Origin of the sequence: Nostoc sp. 2RC (assembly GCF_014222165.1) — a bacterium.
Lineage (GTDB): Bacteria > Cyanobacteriota > Cyanobacteriia > Cyanobacteriales > Nostocaceae > Nostoc > Nostoc linckia.
Genome location: NZ_JACKZU010000277.1, coordinates 1 through 11,034 on the forward strand (window position 1 = coordinate 1; position 11,034 = coordinate 11,034).

The 11,034-nt window shown below is 40.0% G+C and carries 8 protein-coding genes; 4 read left to right on the forward strand and 4 right to left on the reverse strand.

Annotated features, from left to right (window positions below; all coding sequences use genetic code 11):
- Nucleotides 1–767 precede the first annotated feature (767 nt).
- Nucleotides 768–3,665: a glycerol-3-phosphate acyltransferase gene (locus GNE10_RS24940; RefSeq protein WP_185567597.1), complete on the forward strand. Its 2,898-nt coding sequence runs from the start codon at nucleotides 768–770 to the stop codon at nucleotides 3,663–3,665.
- A 356-nt stretch (nucleotides 3,666–4,021) separates the two neighbouring features.
- On the opposite strand, the gene folE is transcribed toward GNE10_RS24940, so the two are convergent.
- Together folE and GNE10_RS24950 are read right to left on the reverse strand one after the other, a co-directional pair.
- On the reverse strand, nucleotides 4,022–4,672 hold the full coding sequence (gene folE / locus GNE10_RS24945; RefSeq protein WP_099070435.1) for a GTP cyclohydrolase I FolE: 651 nt from the start codon (nucleotides 4,670–4,672) through the stop codon (nucleotides 4,022–4,024).
- Nucleotides 4,673–6,711: 2,039 nt separating this feature from the next.
- Entirely contained in the window at nucleotides 6,712–7,773 is a 1,062-nt protein-coding gene (locus tag GNE10_RS24950; protein WP_185567599.1) for a hypothetical protein, read from the reverse strand.
- A gap of 373 nt (nucleotides 7,774–8,146) precedes the next feature.
- On the opposite strand from GNE10_RS24950, the gene GNE10_RS24955 reads away from it, so the two are divergent.
- The 3 genes from GNE10_RS24955 (at nucleotide 8,147) to GNE10_RS24965 (ending at nucleotide 10,161) form a co-directional block, all read left to right on the forward strand.
- The gene (locus GNE10_RS24955; RefSeq protein ID WP_185567601.1) at nucleotides 8,147–8,575 is read left to right on the forward strand and encodes a KTSC domain-containing protein; all 429 of its coding nucleotides are present in this window, start codon (nucleotides 8,147–8,149) and stop codon (nucleotides 8,573–8,575) included.
- Between the two features lie 349 nt (nucleotides 8,576–8,924).
- On the forward strand, nucleotides 8,925–9,413 hold the full coding sequence (locus tag GNE10_RS24960) for a molybdenum cofactor biosynthesis protein MoaE (RefSeq protein ID WP_185567603.1): 489 nt from the start codon (nucleotides 8,925–8,927) through the stop codon (nucleotides 9,411–9,413).
- A 427-nt stretch (nucleotides 9,414–9,840) separates the two neighbouring features.
- Entirely contained in the window at nucleotides 9,841–10,161 is a 321-nt protein-coding gene (locus GNE10_RS24965) for a hypothetical protein (RefSeq protein ID WP_185567605.1), read from the forward strand.
- Nucleotides 10,162–10,299: 138 nt separating this feature from the next.
- Here GNE10_RS24965 and GNE10_RS24970 read toward each other — a convergent pair whose 3' ends face one another.
- The gene (locus GNE10_RS24970) at nucleotides 10,300–10,620 is read right to left on the reverse strand and encodes a DUF2103 domain-containing protein (protein ID WP_099070553.1); all 321 of its coding nucleotides are present in this window, start codon (nucleotides 10,618–10,620) and stop codon (nucleotides 10,300–10,302) included.
- Between the two features lie 5 nt (nucleotides 10,621–10,625).
- The gene (gene clpS / locus GNE10_RS24975; protein WP_099070552.1) at nucleotides 10,626–10,952 is read right to left on the reverse strand and encodes an ATP-dependent Clp protease adapter ClpS; all 327 of its coding nucleotides are present in this window, start codon (nucleotides 10,950–10,952) and stop codon (nucleotides 10,626–10,628) included.
- Nucleotides 10,953–11,034 lie beyond the last annotated feature (82 nt).

The window sequence follows — 11,034 nt, forward strand, 5'->3', positions numbered from 1 at the left end:
TCCCCACACTCCCCACACTCCCCCATCTTCCCATTTTGTATAAACTACAACTCTGCATCTCTAGAAGTAGGTAATTATGGCGATGGAAAAGTTGCAAAGTTTAAACAAAATAGTATTGGAAATTTAACGTTATCCGCCAATATAACGACTACAATCAAAACGGACAAATATTTCATGCCGTCACAGAGGAGGATTACAAAACTGTGTCCGACTTAAATCGAGGAATTATGAAGTTTGAGGGAGCAGATTCCCCAAAAGTAGTCACTATCTCTACCGTGCTGCTTCTAGGGTCGATCGCTGCTCTGATCGTTTGGGCGCTTCAAGCCGCCTATGCGATAAACTAAAATCATCATTAGGCTAAAAGAACACTTGGCAAAAACGACCTCCGTCTTAGCCAAGTGTTCTTAAGAAAAAATACAGAATTTAAAAATCAAAAAACTGGAAAAAATAACAATACATAGTGGTTGACTGTTAACTGTGAACTATTAACGGTCAACGGTTAAGAATATAATCTTTCTAAACTGAAAGTCTCTCTTGGCTTGAAAAGTGAGCCTGTGTACTTGAGAAACTTTCATATATCCTGTGTGTCTACGAAGTCTAGTATAATTGGTCGATTCATTCATCAAATATTCTCTTGAGTTGTGAATTCTGGCTCCTGAATTGCTTTTGTTCAAAGTCCCTTGATAACCATCAAAATTTCATAAAAATTTTAGAGTTGAGATTTGAGATTTTAGATGGCAAATTTAATCTAAAATCCACAATCCAAAATGTTTGAACTTTGGGCTATCTTAGTTATCTTAATTGTCTGTCCCCTTTTGGGCGGATTGCCGCTGATTGAATGGATTACTTACGCCCTCAAACGTAAGCGTCTATCACAAGTTGGTACAGGAAACATCAGTGTATCTGCGGCTTTTTATCATGGGGGTACACTCATTGGGATTCTGGCAGTTTTGTCAGAGGCTTTTAAAGGTATTGCAGCAGTTTTACTGTGCCGCGCTTTTTTTCCAGAAGGCTCTTTCTGGGAAATAGTCGCCCTCATTGCTCTGGTAATCGGTAGATACTGGATAGGCAGAGGGGCAGGTACGACAAATGTTGTCTGGGGATTTGTCGTACACGACCCACTGGTGGCAATATTTGTCTTTTTCTTTGCGGGCATTAGCTTTTCTGTTATGCATTCCAGACATGTAGTGAAATTTGGGGTTTTGCTACTGTTTCCTTTGTTTGTGACCCTTTTGCACCTCAGCGATGTCCCCAAAATGCTTGCGGCTGTTGTTTTAGCTTGTCTAATGGCTTGGATTTATACAAAAATTCCTGATGATATGAATCTGGCTGCTGAAGAAGCACAGACAGAATCGCAAGCAATGTTGGAATTTTTACGCGGGGATCGAGCAATGGTTTCTTTAGATGAAGAGTTAGATGCTGCCATCGTCGGCGAAAAAGCTGCTACGTTATCTCAAATTAAGCGCTGGGGTTATTCAGTACCAAAGGGATGGGTACTTGCTCCCATTGATGAAGATCCAGAACTGTTGACAGAATTTCTCCAGCCGTCAGAATTATCTCCTTTGGTGGTGCGTTCTTCTGCCATTGGCGAAGATTCAGAACTCGCTTCTGCGGCTGGGCAGTATAAAACAGTTTTAAATGTTACCAGTCCCCAGGAGTTACAGCAAGCGATCGCTGAAGTCAAAGCTTCCTACAATCATCCATCTGCTGTACAATATCGGCGCGATCGCGGTTTAAATGAAACAGCAATGGCGGTGCTGATTCAACAACAAGTCCAGAGTGTGTTTTCTGGCGTAGCTTTCAGCCGCGATCCCATTACCCAGCAAGGTGATGCCATTATTATTGAAGCCCTCCCAGGTAGCCCGACACAAGTAGTTTCCGGAAAAGTCACACCAGAACAATATCGGGCTTTTGTTTTTGAGAGCGAAAATTCTTCTTCGGTACAATTGGAAGGTGAAGGACGAGTTCCGCAAGCATTAATCAAGCAAGTTGCATATTTAGCTTACCGATTAGAAAAACGTTACAACGGCACTCCTCAAGATATCGAATGGAGTTACGACGGTCAAACTCTTTGGGTATTGCAGTCTCGACCAATCACCACTTTGCTACCCATCTGGACGCAAAAAATCGCCGCCGAAGTTATTCCCGGAGTCATTCACCCCTTAACATGGTCGATTAATCGTCCCTTAACCTGTGGAGTTTGGGGGGAACTTTTTACTTTAGTTTTGGGGGAACGTGCTTCAGGGTTAGATTTCACTGAAACTGCAACTCTGCATTATTCGAGAGCTTACTTTAATGCATCCCTCTTAGGAGATATTTTTATCCGCATGGGATTGCCGCCGGAAAGTCTGGAGTTTTTAACCAGGGGAGCAAAACTCAGTAAGCCTTCTTGGAAGTCCACTTGGGAGAATTTACCAGGACTAGGGAGGTTGCTCAAACAAGAGTTAAGTTTAGAAAAAGACTTCAAACAGGATTATTACAAACTGTTCATTCCTGGGTTGTCGCAGTTGGCGCAGGAAGATATCAATCAATTTGAAGCACCGCAGCTGTTGGTAAGAATTGACTTAATTTTAGAATTACTGCGGCGAGGGACGTACTACAGCATTTTAGCTCCCTTAAGTGCTGCCTTAAGACAGTCGATTTTTCGAGTGAAGGATAAGCAAATCGATCGCAGCGTCACCCCAGAGGTAGCAGCATTGCGATCGCTAACTGCCATCGCCGCAGATGCTAAGGAGATATTATCTACCTGCGAACCACAGCAGGTATTTGACGAATTAAACCAAACCCCCAAAGGCAAAAAAATCCTCCAAGAATTTGACGAATTACTTCAAGACTATGGCTATTTAAGTGAAGTGGGAACTGATATTTCCGTTCCCACTTGGCGAGAGAATCCCCAACTGATCAAACAGATGTTTGTGCAGTTAATCCAAGGAAACGAACTACAAGCAGGCGGTAAAAATACGAACAATAACATCTTTTTCCGTACCCGCAAACGTGGATTTGTCCAGCGGCGTGTGGATATCAAAGGACGAGTCACCGAAGTTTATTCCAGGCTTTTGGCTGAATTGCGTTGGTCTTTCGTTGCTTTAGAAAAGATTTGGTTAAAGTCTGGTTTATTGAAGAAAACAGACGATATCTTTTTTCTAGACTTTGATGAAGTGCGGCGTTTAGTGGCGGGTGAAGATTCAGCTTTAGTTGAACACTTGGTTGAGTTAGTGGAATTTAGGCGATCGCAATTCGCCCAAGATAGCGAAATTACTCAAGTACCCTTTGTAGTCTACGGTAATACACCGCCCCATCCCTTAGCACCCTCCGCTCTTTACTCTGACCAAATTTTACAAGGCATTGGAGCTAGTCAGGGGCAGGTAGAGGGCAGAGTGAAGGTGTTACGAAATTTACAAGAGGTTCCAGAAATCAATCGCGATACGATTTTAGTAGTACCTTACACAGATTCCGGCTGGGCACCCTTGTTATTAAGGGCTGGAGGATTAATTGCCGAAGCTGGCGGACGGCTTTCTCATGGTGCGATCGTTGCACGTGAGTATGGCATTCCCGCAATCATGGATGTTCGCGGTGCTACATGGCTTTTGCAAGATGGTCAACGAGTACGAATTGATGGATCTAGGGGCATTGTGGAATTATCCAATGATTTGAGACCCGAATGATTAGCGTAGTAGGCAAGGGGCAAGAGGCAAGGGGCAAGAGGCAAGGGGCAAGAGGCAAGGGGCAATGGGCCTAACATAATAATTAGCAATTGCGAAGGCAATTGAGTAATTGATTCATGATACAGAGCAGCTAATTTTATAGCAACCCTCAAGGCTGTTAGGACTACCACTATGCTCTGGCAAAAAAGTATAACAGTTACCAGTCATGTCACTAAATAAAGCGATTTCCCTATTGCCTATTGCCTATTGCCTATTGCCTTCCCCACTCCCTATTGCCTATTGCCTATTGCATTCCCCACTCCCTATTGCCTATTGCCTATTGCCTTCCCCACTCCCTATTGCCTTCCCCACCATATCTAACCAAAATTAGAATTGTGCCGTACCAGATTCATAAACTCCTGACGAGTCCGCTCATCCTCAGCAAAAACACCACGCATTGCACTAGTAACAGTCCAAGAACCAGGTTTTTGCACACCGCGCATTACCATACACATATGGGTTGCTTCTATCACCACTGCAACTCCTTGGGGTTTGAGTAATCCTTGCAATGCATCAGCAATTTGCGCCGTTAGACGTTCTTGCACTTGTAAACGTCGTGCATACATCTCGCAAATACGGGCAATCTTTGATAGACCTATAACTTTACCATTGGGAATGTAAGCAACATGGGCACGGCCAATAATCGGCAAGATATGATGTTCGCAGGAACTGAAAATATCGATGTCCCGAACTAAAACCATTTCATGAGCATCTTCTGTAAAAACTGCTCCATTTAGCAGTTCATCCAAAGACTCATGGTATCCTTTTGTCAGAAACTGCAAAGCTTTCATCAGTCTTTTTGGAGTATCTTTGAGTCCTTCGCGGTCTGGATCTTCTCCTAATCCAATCAACAAAGTACGTACAGCCTGCATCATTTCGGCTTCTGTCACAGTCTGCTGTTCTTCAACCACTAAAGATGACAGTCTCTGATCGGCAGAAGTTAGATCGGGACGAATCGATAAAATCATTTTGTAAGTTCTGTGGGAATGTTGAATAAATCGGCCTTTTGCCAGATGCGTGTTGCCATCGGCTCCTGACCCGTTAATAATTTTAACATAACGTTATATTTCTTAAAATATGCATTAATACTGTTTGGGTAAGAAAGTTTCTCAGTGGAAGCAAATGAAGGGCGAGTAGGAGCAATACGGTTCGGATAAGCAGTATGAACTTCCGTTGTGGTCTGGGAAAAGCTTAAGGGGTAAAGGATAGACTTCTAAGAGAAGTCGGGAAAAGGGGCAGGGGAAAGAGGGTGCATGTTTGGTATTTTACCTTTACCCAATAAAGATTAGGACTTACGCAAGAACTCTCTCAAACTCTTATAACTTCGTGCCCTACCCTGCGGAAAGCCACTGACGCTCCTTGGTCGCTACCGCTTCGCTAACGTGTCCATACGTCCTTTGCGGTTAGTTTATTCATACTTTTGCGTAAGTCCTAAAAGATGTATCCCTTTGACCACAAGAATGCAAAAAGCACTCTTGTGCAAGAGATCTGATGTGTTTGAAACCTTTCCCCCTTACCCCTTCCTCTTTCCCCCTTTTTCTTTGAAAAAAGCAAATAATATTTTCACAAAATTGTCTAATGTGAGATATTTAGACGTAATTCTTATAGTTATGTTTAATTATGTTTTTATTTATAGTGTGAGGAGTTTTTAACATATAGCATTTTCAGAAAAAAGATTTTTCACAGTGGTCATAAAACTTAGGTAAAAAAATCATAGTCCCACTTCATAGCATCATTTATTTGCAAACAAGAAAATATATAGACTTAAAATATTAAAATTAAAAGACTAATCAATTTTTTCTGTATCATTTATCAAGAAAATTTAGTTAAATAACTCTTAAATACCCATTCATACAACTCGTAGGCATGGAAAGGATTGAGAGTAATCAGATATAAATACAAAAAAAAGTCCGCATTCACGGACTTTAGTAAGGGCTTCTGTCACTTTTTTCGGCTACAATCATGTATGAATCATGATATTTTTATTTTTAACGATCGTCTTCTAAAAATCAAGTCCCTAACTTGAAAATAATAGACATAACTACTTGAGTTGTATCTTTGAGTTTCAAAATACCACGATTAGCTTTTGTATTGATATCAAAAGACAAATTGCTAGTTTTTTTAAAATGGATAATAATAACATCAAATATCTATTTAAGCTGAATTTTCTTTAGACAAAATACGGATAGATATGTCTTTTCAAACTTTTATAACCACAAGATTTTTACATTAAAAAGGTAAAGGTGGTCAGGTATAACTGCCCCAGGAATGAATTCCCAGTCCTGGGGCTTTACTAAATATTTCAACCTGATTAAACGTCAAATGTGATTACAAAGAAAACATAGTGGTGTACGACAGCCGGGGGGTAAATATATGCAGCTTCACAAAGAAACGGTATTAGAAATGATTTATCAAGTAAAGCTTAGGTTGTAGTGGACTCAATACGGTTCGGTTAAAGGGAAAAGGGTAAAGGGGAAAGGTTTCAAATACATCGTTTACCCCTCACCCCTTAACCTTTTCCCAAACTACAAGGGAAGTTCATACTGCTTATCTGAAGCGTATTGGTAGTGGACTAACACAGCTAATTTACTGCGTTAGCTGTGTCAGTCCAGTAGGGCGCGTTATGACAACGCTTAACGCACTGAGAGATAATTGCCCTGGGGCTAATCCTGATTTTCTCAAACTCCCAAATCCGTTTTTATAACCCCTCTTTCTTCTTTCTGCCCCCTAAATGGTAAGTTTTCAGCCAGATATAATATCATTCTATGTCTGCAATGACAAACAATGCTGTATCTGATACCGATTCAAAAAATGTTTGCGACAGATACCCCACCCGCCCTTAGCAAGGGGAGGGGTCTTGTCTATGTGTCGCATTCTTTTTTCAAATTGGTATGAATTGAACCGCCAGAGTTTATTTGAATTTGTCTTTGCAACATCACAACTTTTGGTACATCAGTACCATGCTTGTGAATTTCGCAGCTTCTAACGGAGTAGAACGTTAATTGAACTAATTCCTATGGTTTTGTTTCTTACCATCATTCAGATGGATTCCTATATCTATACCTTTCATATTGGAATTTATGTATGATAACAATGCATAGATAAAAATAATTACGCCCAGCATTTCTAGCACCTCTTCTACAGTAGTAATTGAGGAATAAAGCATACTGTTTGAGGTGTAGTAATAATGATAGTATCCCCCTATCAATTCAGTACCAATTGCACCACTTACGTACACTGTCCCAGCAATTAAAAATAAGTGTCGTGTCTTTCTAGGAAGATGAATGATAAATCGCCCAAACACGAGCAAAAATACAAGTACGAAGATAGCACCCCCAATCACCCAAGCGTAGTAAAGAAAACCACTGGTATTAAACATTTCTCCCAATGGTTTAGTGAGTCTTTCATGAAGACCGATTAATTCGTCTAAAGACAAACCAGCAAAGACTATTGATAACCCTCTCCACGCCCATGAATCTTTATTCTTAGCTGATTTCTGAGCTTGAAAGACGATTTCCGTCAGAATAGAACAAAAAAGTAAAGCTGTTCCAGAGTAAATTGTAGGAATATTATCCTCGCTGTTAAGGTCGAATAAAATTCTCAAAAGATCCCTTCCCAGAAAATCAGGTAGGTAATAGATATTATAATTAGCAATAAGACTGACAACAGCAAATAACAATACAACTACCAACAGAAATTTGAAGGTCTTGTTAGCAGAAAGATATACCTGTAATTGATGTGCTGATTGCCATCCTACCATCACATTTTCTGGTTTTATAGAATTATCCGACTCAACTACAGATAGATAATCACTCTTGCGATTGTTTGAGTAAGACTGATTTGTTAAGATTTTATTTCGTTCTGGTAATACAAGGTTTGACATCAAGTATTCAATTGTTTGCTGCTTAACAAAACCATGCGTTGCCAGAATTTTTCCTAACTGCTCACCACTTAATTGTTGTGTTTTGAGTGCTGTGTTTAATTGTTCTGGAGTAATTAGTTCAGCTTCAATCAAGTACGTGCCTAGTCGCTTGCTCTGGAAACTTTGCGGGTCTATTTTTTTAATCAATAGAATCTCCTTATTTTCATTAGTGAGATGTAAGAAATTTTTTAGCCTTGTTTCTGAAATATGAATATTTTTGACAATAATATTAGTCCTTAATATTGAGATAATCTCAGGTTAACCATGTTTTGAATTAGTTGATTTTTTAATAAAAAACTATGATTTAATTATCAATAAAATATAATTTTTTAATATATAAGCCACTTCTGCCGTTGACAGTTGACCATTTACAGTCAACTGTCAACGAAATTAAGTTAGTCCTGAGAGTGTGAAAAAACTTGACAACTAAGTAATTTTATAGTACAAAAATACTATAAACAATTCTAGTGTTGTATAAAAATTTGACACTCGCGACTACGCCAACAGGAGAGCAAAATTAATGAGGCTATCTAAGGTAGATTTGAGTAGTTTAGTAGCGATCGCTCACTCTGACGGATATTTGCAGTTGTTACTCGATCGGGGTAACGAATTAGAATTTTTAGAAATTCAAGCACCGATACAAGCTTATGAAGGATTGCAAGAACTTAACGAAGCAATCGCTGAAAGTACAAAACTACCTTTTCTAGAAGAACCAATTGCCATGTTACCAGTTAGCTCATCAATGGCAGCAGCTGTAGGCTACGATCGCGACGAACAGATTTTACAAGTTGAGTTTCAAAATGGCGCTGTTTACCAGTATTTAGGGGTAGACGAAGATACTTGGGAAGACTTACATACCTCAGACTCAATTGGCAGCTTTTTCAATCAACAAATTAGAGGCAGATATGATTGCGATCGTGTAGATGGCACTGATTGTACTAGTTATTAATGTGCATCATCTCAAAATCTCTAGAGACATTATTTCTATCACAATTAGACCATTTATAAAGTAAATCTTAAGTAGTAGCGCATACTGCCCGCCCGGACGGGTGAGGACACCCATCCCACAATAAAATCTATTGCAAAATTTTAGCCCGGTTACGCTACTACATTAATTTGATTTTCACTTAATAAATAACCTCTAATTCAAAACCTTCCGTCTCCCCGTTTCTCCCTGTTTTTGCGTCAGTCTTAATTACAAGTATTCAACCTAACCTGATATAACAGGCAACTAAACATACACCAGTAGTGCTTTGTTCAGCGAGAATAGAAAAAGCCCACATAATATTGACGCAGTTATGACAACTACACTTACCTCTCGTGTTAAACCAAGAGCTGAAGATAGTTTTGCCATTAGCTTTGCACCATTGTCTCTTGAAGAGGTTTATACCAAATCTGACGATCCGGCTAACGGTGCCATAGTTGTGATGAGTGGAATGGTTCGCAATCAAACTGATGGTAAACCTGTAGTTGCCCTAGAGTATCAAGCTTATGAACCTATGGCATTGCAAGTATTTTATCAAATTGCTAGTGATATTCGTTTATCCACGTCCGATGTGAATAGAGTGGCAATTCATCATCGTATCGGACGTTTGCGAGTTGGAGAAATCAGCGTTTTAGTAGCAGTGGGTTGTCCTCATCGTAGTGAAGCCTTTGAGGCTTGCCGCTATGCTATTGATACCCTCAAACACAATGCACCTATATGGAAAAAAGAACACTGGCAAGATGGTTCTAGCCGCTGGGTGAGTATTGCTGCTTGCGAACAGTTAGGACAAAATTGTTCTTAGATTGGGAATGGGGCATGGGGCATAGGGCATGAGGAGAGACAAGGAAGAGGGGGTAGACAAGGGGGAGAGATGACTACCTTGTCTCCCTTGTCTTTAATTTTTTCATTTAGCTGATACTAATTCGATGAGAGACAATTTTCCTGTTTTGCTTCAAAACAAGGTCGGGAAGATAGTTCTAGTAACTCGCTCAGTATTATTACTTCTAAAAATTAATATCATTAATAATCATTTATCAATCAACCATCAACGGTCAACAGTCAACACAAAAAATACCCTGTTTGAGACGCGCAACATTTTATTTATATTTTGTTGCATTTTTTTACATTAACTGCATTGTTTTATTGAGGTTTGTGAATATTTTGTATTTCTGTAAGGAATATTCCTTTAGACTGAATTTCAATATGAAAAAACTGGGGATAAATGCAAAATGCAGTCGTTAAATATATTCTGTCATGAATTTGTAGTTGCTGTTTCCTTTGTGGCTTGCATCCTGGGACTTGCATTACTGTGGGATGGTAAGCAGTACAAAAGTGATATTCAACAAACAGAGCAGATTTTGTTTAGAATGAGCTTTTCTTATTGGTTGGTTTATTGTATAGCTTTTGGCATAGAAAAAATAGTTTTACCCGAATGGGAATCACTGTTAATGACTTTAAGAATTACCACTGCTTTGTCATATTTCTTAACTTTTTCTTGCATCGTGAGTCTGCCGCTACACAAATTTGCAGTACACCGTGTTGAAGAATAAATATTAGGATATGGGGCATGGGGGAGGCAGTGCGGTCTTGGGGTCTCCCCAAGTGGAGCAACTGCCGTCATTGGGCATTGGGAGATGTGGAAGAAATGACAAAAAATGAGTAATGACTAATGACCAATGACCAAATTATCATTTCATGGCGATCGCTAATGCCGCTTCTAATTGTTCTTGGGTCAAAGTAGTTAAAATAAATACTTCTTGTACCGTTTTTCCCTGGCGTGCGATAACTTTGTAGCCTCCACGAATTGGTACTGAGACGCGAAGTTGCATTTTTGGGCAATGACCTTTTACCCGCCCAATGACTCCCGGTGTTACAGTTTGGATGCCATCCTGTTGGCACAGACGTTCTAAAATCGGAATCAAACCAGAAATGTGTGTGGAGTGATTCCAGACTAATCTGGCAGTTTTTTGGGAAGTTGTCCGGTCGGGGTCTGCGGTGGGTTTGCCCATAATGATTAAGCTGCTTCTAGGGGTGCCATTGTCAAACCTGCGCGGCGCAGCTGCTGGTGATAAAGTTCCGCAGGTTCTTGGGGGCCAACCCAGACGATCGCTTGACCTTCATAGTGTACCTGATTAGTTAGATCCCAGGCGCGATCGCTACTCATTCCTGGAATATATTTCATCAAACATTCGGCTACATGTTGGAATGTATTAAAATCATCGTTTAATACAATCACTTTGTAATTCGGATAAGTCTTACGGACAACTTGATTCGACCGTTCAGGAGCTACAGTTGGTGCTGTGGCCATTCCGTAAACATCTGCTGAAAGTGTCGTAACCATAGAAGAGTTAAGGAACAGGATTTTACAAAACTACATTATAAATGATTAGTTTAGTGTATTGTTCGGGGATTGGGGACTGGGC

What these genes read in the sequence shown, in the direction of transcription:
- clpS (WP_099070552.1), bottom strand. Translation starts at nt 10,952, where the DNA reads ATGGTTACGACACTTTCAGCAGATGTTTACGGAATGGCCACAGCACCA.
- folE (WP_099070435.1), bottom strand. Translation starts at nt 4,672, where the DNA reads ATGATTTTATCGATTCGTCCCGATCTAACTTCTGCCGATCAGAGACTG.
- GNE10_RS24940 (WP_185567597.1), top strand. Translation starts at nt 768, where the DNA reads ATGTTTGAACTTTGGGCTATCTTAGTTATCTTAATTGTCTGTCCCCTT.
- GNE10_RS24955 (WP_185567601.1), top strand. Translation starts at nt 8,147, where the DNA reads ATGAGGCTATCTAAGGTAGATTTGAGTAGTTTAGTAGCGATCGCTCAC.
- GNE10_RS24970 (WP_099070553.1), bottom strand. Translation starts at nt 10,620, where the DNA reads ATGGGCAAACCCACCGCAGACCCCGACCGGACAACTTCCCAAAAAACT.
- GNE10_RS24960 (WP_185567603.1), top strand. Translation starts at nt 8,925, where the DNA reads ATGACAACTACACTTACCTCTCGTGTTAAACCAAGAGCTGAAGATAGT.
- GNE10_RS24965 (WP_185567605.1), top strand. Translation starts at nt 9,841, where the DNA reads ATGCAGTCGTTAAATATATTCTGTCATGAATTTGTAGTTGCTGTTTCC.